The following is a 12886-nucleotide window of genomic DNA, read 5'->3' on the forward strand; positions in this document are numbered from 1 at the left end:
CCGGCCGGAGCACGAAAACTATGGATACGCATCTGACCGAGGACGTCACGGGCCCGCTGCCCCACGACTACAAGTCCGACGTTAAGCCCATCTGGTGCCCCGGCTGCGGCGACTACTCCGTGCTGGCCGGCATCACCCGCGCCATGGCCAACATGGGGCTGAAGCGCGAGAACACCGTCGTGGTGTCGGGCATCGGCTGCTCGTCGCGCATTCCCGCCTACACCAGCGTCTACGGCTACCACACCGTGCACGGCCGATCGCTGCCCGTGGCAGCGGGCGTGAAGCTGGCGCGGCCGGAACTGGACGTCCTGATCTTCGGCGGCGACGGCGACGGCTTCTCCATCGGCGGCGGCCACTTCCTGCACGCCTGCCGGCGCAACGTGGACATGACCTACATCGTCATGGACAACCAGGTGTACGGCATGACCAAGGGTCAGGCCTCGCCGACCACCGAGTCCGACTGGTGCGAGTCGAAGCTGACGCCGGAAGGCCCGGGCGTGAACCCGATCCAGCCGGTGGCATTGGCGCTGGCCTGCGGTGCGAACTTCGTCGCCCGCGGCTTCTCCAACGACCCGAACGAGGTGGCCCGCCTGATCGTCGAGGGTGTGAAGCACCCCGGCTTCTCGGTGATCCACATCCTCAGCCCGTGCGTGACCTTCCGTCCGGAACAGCGCAACTGGAAGAGCACCGTCCACCCCTACGGCCGCGAGCCGACGGACGATCCGAACGAGGCGATGCGCGCCGTCCTGGAGGACGACGGCTTCGGTCTCGGCATCTTCCTGGCCGGCAACCGCCGTCCGTTCCAGCCGGTGTCGCAGGACAGCCACAGCATCGCCCAGATCGAAGAGAGGTTCGCGGTATGAAGACGAAAGTTGCCAATGGCGCGACCAACGTGGGCTTCTTCCTGGCCCATGCGCTGGAACTGGAGATCGAGGCGGCCGACCGCTACGACGAGCTGGCCGACAGCATGGAGGCCCACAACAACGTGGAAGTCGCCAAGCTGTTCCGCGACCTCGCCACCTACTCGAAGAAGCACGCCGAGGAGGTGAAGGGGCTGGCCCAGGAATACGGCTCGCTGCCGAAGGTCGCCCCCTGGGAGTTCCAGTGGGACGCCACCAACGAGTCGCCGGAGGCCGCGGCCTTCGAGAACGCCCACTATCTGATGAAGCCGCATCACGCGCTGAAGATGGCTCTCGTCAGCGAGAACCAGGGCGCCAAGTACTACGAGTCCGTCGCCGCCGAGACGAAGGACCCGGAGGTCGCCCGCCTCGCCCGTGAGTTCGCGGACGAGGAAGCCGGCCATGTCGCGCTGGTCCGCCAGTGGCTGGAGCGCTTCCCGGCCCCCAAGGCCGGTTGGGACGACGATCCCGATCCGCCGAACATTTCGGATTGAGCGTGATCCGGGGCTGATGGTAAGGACGGGACGGCTTCGGCCGTCCCGTTTCCTTTTGGCCTCCGGAATGACCGTTCAAACCGAAGAGCTTCCCGTTCCGTCCCCCTGCATCAGCGTTTGCAAGCTGACCTCCGACCGCTCCCACTGCACCGGTTGTCTGAGGACGCTCGGCGAGATCCGGGCCTGGAAAAACATGCAGCCCGACGAAAAGCGCGCCCTGCTGGCGGAGCTTGAGGAGCGAAGGGCGACGGCGGGGCTGTAGTCCTCACACCGCGCGCGTGACGGTCAGGCCCAGCCCCTTCAGGCTGGCGGCCAAATCCTGGAATTTGCGGACGTAACGGCCCTTGTAGGTCTCGAAATCGGCGGCGATGGCGGCGTCGGCGTTGCCGCTCTTGCCGAATTCGGCGACCCGGTGCGGATTTTCGGCCTGATACAGGGCGAAGGCGCCTGCGGTGACGAGCTCGTCGGCAATCATCTGTGGTGTCCTTGACGGTGCGTTTTGGGGCGCTGCGTTTTGGGGCGGCTGGAGCCGGACGGGATGCCCGGCCCCTTTATGCTGCGTTGTGCGCTGCACCTTAACAAACACCACGGATGGGCGGATTAATCCAAAGGATCAGGCAACCGCTCCGCGCAACATTGTCATGCGATCCCGGTCGACCCGGATGCGGTCCAGATGCTGGGCGACCACGGCGGTGATCGGCAGGGGCAGGTCCTTGGCGAGCGCGGTGTCGTAGCGGCTGACGCATTCGGTCTCGCCGCGTTGCACCTCGGCCAGGATGGCCTGCCGGTCGTGGCCGAGGACGTTGTTCTTCAGTTCCAGGAAAAAGCGGTGCGCGCCGCCGATCACGGTGCCGCCCATGTCCGGAGCCCCGCCCTGCTCGGCCACCAGCCGTTGCAGTTCGCGAACGATGGCGCCACGCTGGGCGGCCAGATCGTTGAACAGCGCCTTCAGATCATCCTCCTGCACCGTCTCCGCGGCCTGTCGGTAGGCTTCGTGGCTGTCCTCGACGATGCGAATGAGATCGTTGAGCGTGTCGACGATCTCGTCCTTTTCCATCATGGCCGCCCTCCCCTGGCGTGCTGCCCTACGATTGCTCAACCTGCGGCCCCGCCAAAGGTTCCCGGGCCGGCTGCCGGCAGCGGCCATGGTGACGGACCTTGGCCGCGCCTGTTGTTCGGGTCGAGCCCGCAAAGGGCGTTCCGATAACGAAACGACGGAGAGAGAACGTGGCCAACAGCAAAGAGTCCCTGACCGACTGGCTGCGCGATGCCCACGCCATGGAAAGCCAGGCGGTCGAAATGCTGGAACGGCAGGCCGAGCGCATCAAGAACTACCCCGAAGTGCTCGCCAAGGTGCAGGAGCACATCCAGGTCTCCAACCGGCAGGCCGACCGGCTGAAGCAGTGCCTGCAACGGCTGGGCACCGACACCTCGGCCATCAAGACCGGTGTGGCGATGCTGATCGGGAACGCGCAGTCGCTGTCCGGCGTCATCACCGCCGACGAGATCGTAAAGGCGGCGATCTTCAACTATTCCTTCGAGCATTTCGAGATCGCCAACTACCGCTCGCTCATTGCGGCGGCGGAACAGGTCGGCGAGCCCGAAATCGCCCGTATGCTCCAGCAGAGCCTGGACGAGGAGCTGGAGATGGCCGGCTGGCTGGAACAGCGCCTACCGCAGCTCACCAAGACCTATCTGGAGCGCAAGGAAACGGCCGGCGTCGCCGAGGCCAAACGCTGACCGCCGCACCGCGACCGCGGAACGGAGAGGGAGACGCCGCGCGCCGCGCGGCCTCCCTTGCGCGGCCACCTGGGCAGAGGTGGCGGCGCGGTCGCGCCACAGGCTCCACAGGTGGCCCGACAGCGCCAGCGCGTCGGAGGCCAGCCCGAAGGTCGAGCCGGCGAGCAGGTTGTGCCCGGCCCCGACCACGGTGGAGGACAGGAAGAACAGCCGCATCGTGCCGACCGAGCTTTGCCAGCGGCCGATGGTCCCCAGGATGAAGCCGGCCGCCGACAGGGCGGACATCGGCCCGTTCCACGTCGCCGCGGCGATGACCAGCGCCGTCGGGACGGTCATCGCGAAGACGACGCCCAGCCAGCGCGGGCGGTTCTCCGGATAGGCCGTGGCGAGCTGGATCAATCCAAGCGCGCACATCAGCATGCCCGTCTGGGCACCCAGGCACAGGAAATGGAGCACGAACAGAGCGCCGGCCCCGGCCTGCGCGGCCAGGATCGCGCGCCGGTCCTGCAGCAGCGTCGACAGCGTGGCCAACGCCAGACCGGCAAGTCCCGTGACCGTGACGAGGGACAGGGACGGCAAGTAATGCAGCAGGAAAACCATAATCGAACGCCCTTGAGTTCCGGGTTCTTTGAATTCGGTTGACCCGAATTCCGCTTGATGCTGCGGCGCAGCAAAGGAAGAAGCAAAGGCGGCCGACCATAGGCGCCGGCGGTTAATCGGTTATGAATCGCGATGTGACCAGGAATGGACAGCTCTGCGGAGGAAGCAATACCGCCAGCACGGGCGCGCATGTCCATCCTGTACCATCGCTGTATTGAAAAGCATGGCCACTGTTCCAAGGGATAGCCGCTAACACCTTTGCGCGGTTCCCCCAGCGTTGGCGCGACGGCATTCTCCGCCCCCGACCGACCGCCCCTTCCTGTGACGAGCGATGACCACGCCCAAAAAGCCCACCAAGGCCCAACCGATCTGCTGTCACTGCACCCGGCCCCTGCGGACGGGGGAACCGCATTGGGCGGGCGACGCCCAGAACCGGCCCTGGCACTACGGCTGCGCGGAAAAGGCGGGGCTGACCGTCTCCTGGATGCGGGCCGCTTCCGGCCGCCCGCTCTGAGCGGTTTTGCGGCGACCGTTACGAAGCCGCGTCTTTTCTGTTGTCTGGCCTGTTGTCCAGGGATCAGCAACGGAGGGACGGATGAAGGGAAGCCCGCGCAGCGTCTGGCTTTCGATGGCGAACCGCACAGCCAATCAGGCGATCGGCTTCTGGAGCGGGATGTTCACCGCGGCGGCCAAGCGCAACCAGACCGCCCTGCTCAAGGCCATGACGAGCCCCGCGAAGGCCAAGGCCCCGTCGAAGGCAAAGCGCGCATCGAAGAAAAAGGCCCGCTGATCGGTCGGCCGGAAAACACAAAAGCCGCCTTGCGGCGGCTTTGTTGTGCACTTGAAGAAGAATGGCGCGCCCGAAGAGATTCGAACTCCTGACCCCCAGATTCGTAGTCTGGTGCTCTATCCAGCTGAGCTACGGGCGCATCCTGTCTTGTCTTCCCGGCGTCGGCGGTGACCGTCCGGCGTCGAGGCGCGCAACTTACTCAAAAGAGTTTTGGTCTGCAAGCGCTTTTTTCACCCGTCCCGCAAGGTTTCCCGCTGTGGCCTTTCGGGCAGGTCCGGAGCCCCGGATTGCCCACGCGCCAGGCTTTGCGTTATAAGCGGCGCACGTTTCTTTCGGAGTCCAAAACCGTGCCCGAAGCCGTCCCCTTCAACAAGCACTTCCCCGTGTCGTGGGAGGAGCTGCATCGCAACGCCAAGGCGTTGGCCTGGCGCCTCATCGACAAGGGTCCCTGGAAGGGCATCGTCGCGGTGACGCGCGGCGGGCTGGTCCCGGCCGCCATCATCGCGCGCGAATTGGAACTGCGCCTGATCGACACCGTCTGCGTCTCCAGCTACGACCACCAGAACCAGCGCGAGGCGATGGTCCTGAAGGGCGTGGAAGGCGCCAACGCCGGCGACGGCGAGGGCTGGCTGATCATCGACGACCTCGTCGACACCGGCAAGACGGCCATCATCGTGCGCAAGATGCTGCCGAAGGCCCATTTCGCCACCGTCTACGCCAAGCCCGCCGGCCGGCCGCTGGTCGACACCTTCATCACGGAAGTCAGCCAGGACACCTGGATCCACTTCCCCTGGGACATCGAACTGCAGTTCTCCCAGCCGATCGCGAAGCAGCACCGCGGCGGGTGATCCGCAGGCCGGCCCCGCGCAGCGGCGACGACGCTATGACGAAAGCAGTGCCCGTCCCGGCGGGCGCTGCTTTTTTCCTTTGCGCAATGTTAACCTTCCCCCGCGCATAAAAGTCGTCGCAAACTTTACCAATCGCGCGACCGAATCCGCATGTTCGACATGTCCGACGACTCCCTCCGGGAGAAGATCAACGATCTGGTCGCGCGCCTGCCCGCCAGCTTCGTCTACAGCCTGCTGAGCGAGATCGAGGGGATGGACGGCGAACCGTCCGAGCGCGTCCAGCTCGTCCGCCAGTATGTGATCGAGTATCTGAACCGCCAGCGCACCAACCGCGCCCGGCGCCTGTTCACCACGCTCTTCGAAGCCTTCATGATCGACGACGACGTGCTGTTCCACGCCGGCGTCTCCGTGCCGGGCATGGTGCAGCGCGTGGACGTCGGCGCCCTGTGGGAGGTGATGAGCCGCGACGCCTTCCCCCTGCTGGCCGTCGAGGCGCAGGAAAAGCTGGACGACATGGCGCGCAGCGAGGTCATCGACCGCGTGCTTCGTTCCGCAGCCGCAATGACGCTGATGGAACGCATGCGCGTCGCCGCCGTGAAGCATCTGGACGCCGTGCTCGCCACCAAGAAGGCGACGGACGAGACGCTGGCCGCCATGTCGCGCAATCGGCCGCGCCGCACGCGCCTGCTGTCCGCCTTCCTGGACAAGGCGCCGCACATCGAGGCCGGGACGCTCCAGACCATGCGCGACATCCTTGCGCACGCGGAAGGACCGGCGGCCATGGTCGCCGCCCGGCTGGAATCCTTCCCGGTCAACAGCGCCTCCGCCTGGGAGCGGGAGCGCATGGCCGAGGCGCTGATGAACGCCACCGACGATCTGGCGGAGCGGCTGAAGGACACCCCGCAGATCGCCGTGCTGCTGCCCCTGTCGGTGCTGAACGTGAAGCGCAACTACGCGGTCACGGCGCTCTACATCAGGCAGAGCGGCATCGACCCCGGCCGGGGCAACACCATCACCGACGCGCTGACCGCCCACTTCCTGGCGACCACCCGCGCGCTGACCGCAGCGCTCACCGCCGTGCTGAAGCTGAACGAGCGCGTCCCCGGCTCCCCCATCCGGCCGAGCGTCAAGGAGAAGGCCCGGATCGAGGCGCTGATGCAGCGCCTGGGCCAGTTGATGGAGGCGGTGACGGCGTCGGGCATGATCGAGGACCGGCGCAGCGAGCCGACCTTCCGCAACGCGTGGCAGGCCGCCGACAAGATCATGGCCGTGCGCGTGGCCGGCATCGCCATGGAACGCTCCGCCCAGGCCGCCGTCGCGCGGCGCCACGGGGTGGTCGATCATGCCGATGTGATCTGGCTGGACCGCCTGCTGTGGGCCTGGCAGGACCGCGCCCGTGACTTCGGCTATGAAACCTACGAGCTGGTGAAGTGGCGCGAGACCCTGCTGGAGGAGATGCGCGCCAACGTCGAGAAGGCCATGAAGTTCGAGGACACCGAGACGCTCGACGAACGCATGGAGCATCTGCTGCGCATCAACGGCATCAGCACCGTCTTCGGCCTGCGCATCAGCCGCTGGATCCCCACGACCAGCCACAACATGGTCCGCCTGCTGTGCCACCGTCTGGAGCAGGCCAAGACCACCGTCCTCGCCCCCGAGGAATGGGACATCATCGATGACCTGATCGCCACCGCGCGGACGGAGGTCGGCAAGTCCCGCTACTGGAAGAGCAACGAGCTGGTCGATCTGATCGAACTGTCGGAGAAGGCCCGGCAGCCGGGTTGACACAATCCCATTCGTCTTGTGTCAAGTGACGGCCGATTGCCCCCTCCCCCGCTTCGCGGAAGAGGGTTAGGGAGGGGGCAAGCGCCGCCTCACAGCACCCCCGCCGACCGGTGCCGCGGGTCCAGCACGTCCCGCAGCCCGTCGCCCAGCAAGTTCAGCCCCAGCACCGTCACGGCGATGGCCGCCCCCGGGAAGACCGCCTGGAGGGGTGAGGTGAACAGGAAGGTCTGCGCGTCGCCCAGCATCTTGCCCCAGGAGGGGGACGGCGGCTGGATGCCCAGGCCCAGATAGCTCAGCGCCGCCTCATTCAGCACGGCCACCGCGAACAGCACCGTCGCCTGCACGATCACCACCCCGGCCACGTTCGGCAGGACATGCACCAGCGTAATCGACACCGGCCCGCGGCCGAGCGCCAGCGCCGCCCGCACGAACTCCCGCCGCCAGACGGACAGCGCGGCACCCCGCGCCACCCGCGCGAAGACGGCGGCGTTGAACAGGCCCAGCGCCAGCACGACGTTGACCGCCCCGGCGCCCAGCACCGCCGTCAGCAGGATCGCCGTCAGCACCGCCGGAAAGGCGAACAGCAGGTCGCCCAGCCGCGCCACCGCCTCATCCCCCCAGCGGCCCCAGACGGCGGCGGCCAGCCCCAGCGGCACGCCCAGCGCGGCCCCAAGAGCCACCGCCGCCGCCCCGACGGCCAGCGAATTGCGCGCGCCCACCAGGATCATCGACAGCACGTCGCGCCCGAAATGGTCGGTGCCCAGCCAGTGCCCCGGCCCCGGCGGGCGCAGCCGGGCGACGATGCGGATCTGCTCCGCCGGGAAGGGCGTCCAGACCAGCGACAGCAGCGCCGCCCCCACCACCAGCGCGGTGAGGACGGCGCCCAGGATCAGGCTGGCCGGCCACTTCCGAAATCTGCTCCACAGGCAACTCATGCCTGCACCTTCGGGCGCGGGTCGATCAAAGCGGCGGCGATGTCCACCAGCGCGTTGACCAGAACCACCATCACCGCCAGCAGCACGACCACCCCCTGTACCACGATCAGGTCGTGCTGCCCGATGGCCTGGTACAGCAACCGTCCCAGCCCCGGCAGCGTGAAGACATTCTCCACCACCACCGCCCCGGCCACCAGGAAGGCGAACTGCAGGCCGAGGATGGTGGTCACGGGGATCAGCGCGTTCGGCAGCACATGGCGCAGCAGCACCGCCCGCCGCCGCAGCCCCTTGGCCCTGGCCGTGCGCACGTAATCCTCGCGCAGGGTGTCCAGCGCGGCGGTGCGGGTGATGCGGGCGAGGATGGCGGCCTCCGGCAGGGCCAGCGCCACGGCGGGCAGCAGCAGCGCCTTCAGCGCCGGCCCAGGCCCGCCCACCCAGCCGGGAAAGCCGCCGGCCGAAAACCAGCCGAGCCGCACGGAAAAGCCGAGGATCAGCAGAATGGCGAACCAGAAGCTGGGCACCGCGATGCCGAGTTGCCCGAAGACCATCACCGCCCAGTCCCCCGCCCGCCCCTGACGCGCCGCCGCCAGCAGGCCGAGCGGGATGCCGATCCCGGCCGACAGCAGAAGCGCCAGAACCGCGAGCGGCGCGGTGACGGCCAGCCGCTCCGCCACCAGATCGGCGACCGGGCGGGCGTAGGTCAGGCTGACGCCCAGGTCGCCGCGCAGCAGGCCGCCGACCCAGCCGGCGTAGCGCACCGGCACCGGCTTATCCAACCCCATCTGGCTGCGCAGCGCCGCCACCGCCTCCGGCTGGGCGCTGGTGCCCAGCATCAGCAGCGCCGGGTCGCCCGGCACCACCTCCAGCACGGCGAAGACCACCAGCGTGGCAAGCCACGCCGTCAGGGCCAGGGTCAGCAGACGGCGCGCGAGAAAAGCCAGCACGCGGGTCAGGCCCCCGGCGGGCGCTGTTTCGTCACTTCCACCGCACGCCCGTCACGTCGTTGGCCTGGATGGGGCGGTTGAGCCACATGCCCTCGATGCCGGCCTTCTGCACGGTGGCAGCCGGCAGCATGAAGAGGAAGCCGTTGACCGCGTCCTCCGCCAGGATGCGCTGCTGCTGGCCGTAAAGCTCGTTGCGCCTGACCTGGTCCTGGGTGCGGTCCAGCTCCGCCTGCACGGCGTTGAAACGCTCGCTCTTGTAATTGAAGTAGTAGTCGGGGCGCGCGTAGATGTCGATGTCCAGCGGCTCCGTGTGGGCGATCAGGGTCAGGTCGTAGTCCTTGCCGCGGAACACCTTTTCCAACCAGGGCGCCCATTCCATCGGCTCCAGCCTCACGCGGATGCCGACCTCCGCCAGCATGGCGGCGATCAGCTCGCCGGCGCGGCGGGCGTAGACCGGCGGCGGCAGTTTCAGCGTCGTGTCGAAGCCTTTGGGGTAGCCGGCCTCGGCCAGCAGCGCCTTCGCCTTGCCCGGGTCGTAGGGATACAGGCCCGTCAGGTCCACATAGCCGGCGCGGTGCGGCGGGAAGTGGCTGCCGATGGGCGAGCCGTTGCCGAACAGCACCCCGTCGATCAGCGTCCGGCGGTCGATGGCGTGGGCCATGGCGCGGCGCACCCGGACGTCGTCGAAGGGCTTGCGGGCGTTGTTGGTGGACAGGATCGTCTCCCCCTCCGTCGTGCCGACCATGACCGTGAAAGCCGGGTCGTCGCGGAACTGGGGCAGGGCCTCGTAGGTGTCGAACTGCGGGAAGCTGTCGATGTCGCCGGCCTTCAGCGCGGCGACCTGCGCCGCCGGGTCGCTGACGAAGCGGAAGGTCACGCTGTCCAGCGCCGGCTTCGGCCCGTCGTAATCGGGGTTGCGCGTCAGCACCACCCGGTCGCCGGCCACCCAGCGGTCGAACTTGAAGGGGCCGGTGCCGATGGGCTTCTGCTTGTTGGTGGCCGCCGTCTCCGGCGCGACGATGGCGGCGTCGCCGGTGGCCATGTGGAACAGGAACAGCCCGTCGGGCCGCGACAGCGTCACCACCACCGTGTGCGGGTCCGGCGTGTCCACCGAGGCGATGGCCGCGAAATAGGCCTTCTGCGCGTTCACCGAATCGGCGCCGCGCGCGCGGTCCAGCGAGAATTTCACCGCCGCCGAATCGGCCGGCCGCCCGTCGTGGAACTTCGCCCCCTTGCGCAGCATGAAGGTGTAGGTCAGCCCGTCGCCCGACACGGTCCAGCGCTCCGCAAGGCCGGCGACGACGTTGCCGTCGGCGTCGACGCGGGTCAGCGGCTCGAACAGGTTGGCGTAGGTAACCTCCTTGATGGCGGCGGCGGCCCCGGCGGTGGGGTCGAGGTGCGGCGGCTCCAGCCGCATGCCGACCACGAGGTCCGTGCGCGGCCCGCCCTTGCGCTCCTGGGCCGCCCCGAGACCGGGCGCCAGCACCAGCGCCGCCCCCAGCGTCAGGGCGGCGGCGAGCGCGGCGCGCTTGGTGCGGTTCAGCATGGCGGCATCTCCCCCTTCTTTTCGTCTTGGCGCGGGATGATGCGTCGCCGCCTGCCCAAGTTCAAGGCCGCACGCGGAGCGAATCCCCCCCCTCGCCCGCCTCCGGCTCTCAGCGAATGCCGGAGGCATTCGCCTGACGCCGTCAGCGCAAGCTTCGCTTGCGCGAGAGGCGGGAGAGGGAGGGACCCATGGCGGAGCCATGGGAGGGTGAGGGCAAGGTTGAACCGAGAAGTCTGCGACTGCATGCCCTGGATTCTCGGGCTGACCTTGCCCTCACCCTCCCACTGCTTCGCGGCGGGTCCCTCCCTCTCCCAGCGGGGCTGGGCGAGGGTTGGTCGGCTTACGCCTCCGCGACGAAGGCGCTGTACTGGCGGGCGATGGCCTGGACCGCGACCTCGACGAGGCGCTGCCCGTGCTCCGGCGTGGCGAGGCCGGGGGCGGAGCCGATGCGGCCGTCCGGGTGGCGGCGCCGGAAGTCGCGCCCGTCGTAGAAGCCGCCGGCCGGCGCCGTCTCCGGGTCCAGCGTCGCGGTCTTGATGGCGTCGGGGTAGGCGAACTGCGTCACCGACACCTCGCTGGGCGTGGCGTGGGAGCCTTCCTTGTTACCGAACAGCTCCTTCGACAGGCGGCCCACGTCGGCGTTCTCCCACCAGTTCACCAGCGTGCAGCGCAGGTCGGGCGCATCCTTGCCCCGCTGCGCGCGGTTTTCCGCATAGACCTCGTAGAAGGCGGCGCGGACGGAGGGGATGTTGCCGCCGTGGCCGTTGATGAAGAAGAAGCGCTCGAACCCATGCTCCGACAGCGCCAACAGATAGTCGCGGATCACGGCGATCAGCGTGGACGGCTTCAGCGTCATGGAGCCGGGGAACTCCATGTGGTGCACGGCCATGCCGACCGGGATGGTCGGCCCGACCATGGCGCCGGCCGCCTCGCCCACGCCGCGCGCGATGAATTCGGCGCAGATGGCGTCGGTGCCGATCAGCCCGTTCGGCCCGTGCTGCTCGGTGGAGCCGATGGGCATGATGATGCCCTTGGATGTCTTCAGATAGGCCTCGGCCTCGGCCCAGGTGCTGAGAAGAAGCTGCACGGTCCCTGTCCCTCTTGTTTGGTGTGCGGAAAGGAGTTTAGGGCAGATCGGGCCGCTTCCAAAAGCCGGTTGGCCGGGGATCGACCGGGGATACCCGCGACGCTGGCAAATACCTGCGCACTTTCATACACTCGCGTGCGTTCGCACGGGGGTGACGGTCGGCATGGTTGCGAGGATCAACACGGTCGCGTTCCAGGGGATCGAGGTTCTGGACATCGACGTCCAGGTGCAGATGTCCGGCGGCATCGTGGCCTTCACCGTGGTCGGCCTGCCCGACAAGGCGGTGGGGGAAAGCCGGGAGCGGGTGCGGGCGGCGCTGCACGCGCTGGGGTTGGCCCTGCCGGCCAAGCGCATCACCGTCAACCTCGCCCCCGCCGACGTGCTGAAGGAGGGCAGCCACTTCGACTTGCCCATCGCGCTGGCCCTGCTGACCATCATGGGCGTGCTGCCGGACATCGAGATGGCCCGCTACTGCGCGCTGGGCGAACTGGCGCTGGACGGGGCCTTGACGCCGGTGGCTGGGGTGCTGCCCGCGGCCATCAACGCGCTGGCCAACGACCGCGGCCTGATCTGCCCGGAGGCCTGCGGCGGCGAAGCGGCCTGGGCGGGCGAAAATCTGGAGGTGCTGGCGCCCGCGAACCTGCTCACCCTCATCAACCACTTCAAGGGAAATCAGGTGCTTGCGCGGCCCCGACCGCGCCTTCAGGAATCGGGCGAGGCGCCGCTGGATTTGCGCGACGTGAAGGGCAACGAGACGGCCAAGCGCGCGCTGGAGGTGGCCGCCGCCGGGTCGCACAATCTGTTGATGATCGGGCCGCCTGGGTCCGGCAAGTCCATGCTGGCGGCGCGCCTGCCCGGTCTTCTGCCGCCGCTGGACCCGGCGGAGGCGCTGGAGGTCTCCATGATCCACAGCGTTGCCGGCCTGCTGGACGACGGCAAGCTGCTGCGGCAACGGCCCTACCGCTCTCCGCACCAGTCGGCGAGCCTTCCGGCGCTGGTCGGTGGCGGGTCGCGGGCCAAGCCGGGCGAAATCTCGCTGGCGCACAAGGGAGTCCTGTTCCTCGACGAGCTGCCGGAGTTCCCACGTCCGACGCTGGAGGCGTTGCGTCAACCGCTGGAGACCGGCAAGGCGGTGGTCAGCCGTGCGAACCACCATGTCACCTACCCGGCGCGGGTGCAGCTGAGAATTACAAAAGAGAATGACTTTAGCAGAAGAGG

The 12886-nt window shown here is 68.1% G+C and carries 15 protein-coding genes, 1 tRNA gene and 1 pseudogene; 9 read left to right on the forward strand and 8 right to left on the reverse strand.

The window, feature by feature from the left end; all coding sequences use genetic code 11:
• The first annotated feature begins 20 nt into the window (after positions 1 to 20).
• The 3 genes from ACSVC7_RS20960 to ACSVC7_RS20970 all read left to right on the forward strand — a co-directional run bounded on the left by ACSVC7_RS20960 (position 21) and on the right by ACSVC7_RS20970 (position 1655).
• Entirely contained in the window at positions 21 to 863 is an 843-nt protein-coding gene (locus tag ACSVC7_RS20960) for a 2-oxoacid:ferredoxin oxidoreductase subunit beta (RefSeq protein WP_448206422.1), read from the forward strand.
• Positions 860 to 1393, forward strand: a complete 534-nt coding sequence (locus ACSVC7_RS20965) for a ferritin-like domain-containing protein (RefSeq protein WP_448206423.1) — start codon at positions 860 to 862, stop codon at positions 1391 to 1393. Before ACSVC7_RS20960 ends, ACSVC7_RS20965 begins: the two co-directional genes overlap by 4 nt.
• A 67-nt stretch (positions 1394 to 1460) precedes the next feature.
• Positions 1461 to 1655, forward strand: coding sequence for a DUF1289 domain-containing protein (locus ACSVC7_RS20970; RefSeq protein WP_448206424.1), 195 nt, complete (start codon positions 1461 to 1463; stop codon positions 1653 to 1655).
• 3 nt (positions 1656 to 1658) lie between these two features.
• On the opposite strand, the gene ACSVC7_RS20975 is transcribed toward ACSVC7_RS20970, so the two are convergent.
• Entirely contained in the window at positions 1659 to 1868 is a 210-nt protein-coding gene (locus ACSVC7_RS20975; RefSeq protein WP_448206425.1) for a hypothetical protein, read from the reverse strand.
• Between the two features lie 138 nt (positions 1869 to 2006).
• Positions 2007 to 2453: a PA2169 family four-helix-bundle protein gene (locus tag ACSVC7_RS20980; protein ID WP_448206426.1), complete on the reverse strand. Its 447-nt coding sequence runs from the start codon at positions 2451 to 2453 to the stop codon at positions 2007 to 2009.
• Between the two features lie 167 nt (positions 2454 to 2620).
• On the opposite strand from ACSVC7_RS20980, the gene ACSVC7_RS20985 reads away from it, so the two are divergent.
• Positions 2621 to 3133: a ferritin-like domain-containing protein gene (locus tag ACSVC7_RS20985; RefSeq protein WP_448206427.1), complete on the forward strand. Its 513-nt coding sequence runs from the start codon at positions 2621 to 2623 to the stop codon at positions 3131 to 3133.
• Here the strand turns inward: ACSVC7_RS20985 and ACSVC7_RS20990 are convergent.
• Positions 3065 to 3733: a YgjV family protein gene (locus tag ACSVC7_RS20990; protein ID WP_448206428.1), complete on the reverse strand. Its 669-nt coding sequence runs from the start codon at positions 3731 to 3733 to the stop codon at positions 3065 to 3067. The two genes, ACSVC7_RS20985 and ACSVC7_RS20990, sit on opposite strands and share 69 nt — an antisense overlap.
• A 331-nt stretch (positions 3734 to 4064) precedes the next feature.
• Between ACSVC7_RS20990 and ACSVC7_RS20995 the strand changes: the two genes are divergently transcribed.
• Together ACSVC7_RS20995 and ACSVC7_RS21000 are read left to right on the forward strand one after the other, a co-directional pair.
• The gene (locus tag ACSVC7_RS20995) at positions 4065 to 4247 is read left to right on the forward strand and encodes a hypothetical protein (protein ID WP_448206429.1); all 183 of its coding nucleotides are present in this window, start codon (positions 4065 to 4067) and stop codon (positions 4245 to 4247) included.
• A gap of 81 nt (positions 4248 to 4328) precedes the next feature.
• Positions 4329 to 4523 (forward strand): hypothetical protein, encoded by a 195-nt coding sequence (locus ACSVC7_RS21000; RefSeq protein ID WP_448206430.1) that lies wholly within the window; start codon positions 4329 to 4331, stop codon positions 4521 to 4523.
• A gap of 62 nt (positions 4524 to 4585) precedes the next feature.
• On the opposite strand, the gene ACSVC7_RS21005 is transcribed toward ACSVC7_RS21000, so the two are convergent.
• Positions 4586 to 4662, reverse strand: a tRNA-Arg gene (locus ACSVC7_RS21005).
• 208 nt (positions 4663 to 4870) lie between these two features.
• Here ACSVC7_RS21005 and gpt point away from each other — a divergent pair.
• Positions 4871 to 5371 carry a xanthine phosphoribosyltransferase gene (gpt, locus tag ACSVC7_RS21010; protein ID WP_448206431.1) on the forward strand — a complete coding sequence of 167 codons (501 nt, stop codon included), beginning with the start codon at positions 4871 to 4873 and terminating at the stop codon, positions 5369 to 5371.
• A gap of 159 nt (positions 5372 to 5530) precedes the next feature.
• On the forward strand, positions 5531 to 7156 hold the full coding sequence (locus ACSVC7_RS21015) for a hypothetical protein (RefSeq protein ID WP_448206432.1): 1626 nt from the start codon (positions 5531 to 5533) through the stop codon (positions 7154 to 7156).
• Between the two features lie 89 nt (positions 7157 to 7245).
• Here ACSVC7_RS21015 and ACSVC7_RS21020 read toward each other — a convergent pair whose 3' ends face one another.
• From ACSVC7_RS21020 to ACSVC7_RS21035, 4 genes are all read right to left on the reverse strand, one after another.
• A complete protein-coding gene (locus ACSVC7_RS21020; protein WP_448206433.1) occupies positions 7246 to 8091 on the reverse strand; it encodes an ABC transporter permease in 846 nt (281 codons plus the stop codon).
• Positions 8088 to 9035 (reverse strand): ABC transporter permease, encoded by a 948-nt coding sequence (locus tag ACSVC7_RS21025; RefSeq protein ID WP_448206434.1) that lies wholly within the window; start codon positions 9033 to 9035, stop codon positions 8088 to 8090. Before ACSVC7_RS21025 ends, ACSVC7_RS21020 begins: the two co-directional genes overlap by 4 nt.
• A gap of 31 nt (positions 9036 to 9066) precedes the next feature.
• Positions 9067 to 10581, reverse strand: coding sequence for an ABC transporter substrate-binding protein (locus ACSVC7_RS21030; RefSeq protein ID WP_448206435.1), 1515 nt, complete (start codon positions 10579 to 10581; stop codon positions 9067 to 9069).
• A 340-nt stretch (positions 10582 to 10921) separates the two neighbouring features.
• Positions 10922 to 11668 (reverse strand): creatininase family protein, encoded by a 747-nt coding sequence (locus ACSVC7_RS21035; protein WP_448206436.1) that lies wholly within the window; start codon positions 11666 to 11668, stop codon positions 10922 to 10924.
• 163 nt (positions 11669 to 11831) lie between these two features.
• On the opposite strand from ACSVC7_RS21035, the pseudogene ACSVC7_RS21040 reads away from it, so the two are divergent.
• Positions 11832 to 12851, forward strand: a pseudogene (locus tag ACSVC7_RS21040) (YifB family Mg chelatase-like AAA ATPase); the annotation flags it as partial.
• Positions 12852 to 12886 lie beyond the last annotated feature (35 nt).

Source organism: Azospirillum mesophilum (assembly GCF_053470405.2).

Coding starts and splice junctions, on each gene's coding strand:
- ACSVC7_RS21015 (WP_448206432.1), top strand. CDS start 5,531: ATGTCCGACGACTCCCTCCGGGAGAAGATCAACGATCTGGTCGCGCGC.
- ACSVC7_RS21020 (WP_448206433.1), bottom strand. CDS start 8,091: ATGAGTTGCCTGTGGAGCAGATTTCGGAAGTGGCCGGCCAGCCTGATC.
- ACSVC7_RS21000 (WP_448206430.1), top strand. CDS start 4,329: ATGAAGGGAAGCCCGCGCAGCGTCTGGCTTTCGATGGCGAACCGCACA.
- ACSVC7_RS20980 (WP_448206426.1), bottom strand. CDS start 2,453: ATGATGGAAAAGGACGAGATCGTCGACACGCTCAACGATCTCATTCGC.
- ACSVC7_RS20970 (WP_448206424.1), top strand. CDS start 1,461: ATGACCGTTCAAACCGAAGAGCTTCCCGTTCCGTCCCCCTGCATCAGC.
- ACSVC7_RS20965 (WP_448206423.1), top strand. CDS start 860: ATGAAGACGAAAGTTGCCAATGGCGCGACCAACGTGGGCTTCTTCCTG.
- ACSVC7_RS20995 (WP_448206429.1), top strand. CDS start 4,065: ATGACCACGCCCAAAAAGCCCACCAAGGCCCAACCGATCTGCTGTCAC.
- ACSVC7_RS20975 (WP_448206425.1), bottom strand. CDS start 1,868: ATGATTGCCGACGAGCTCGTCACCGCAGGCGCCTTCGCCCTGTATCAG.
- ACSVC7_RS21030 (WP_448206435.1), bottom strand. CDS start 10,581: ATGCTGAACCGCACCAAGCGCGCCGCGCTCGCCGCCGCCCTGACGCTG.
- ACSVC7_RS20990 (WP_448206428.1), bottom strand. CDS start 3,733: ATGGTTTTCCTGCTGCATTACTTGCCGTCCCTGTCCCTCGTCACGGTC.
- ACSVC7_RS20960 (WP_448206422.1), top strand. CDS start 21: ATGGATACGCATCTGACCGAGGACGTCACGGGCCCGCTGCCCCACGAC.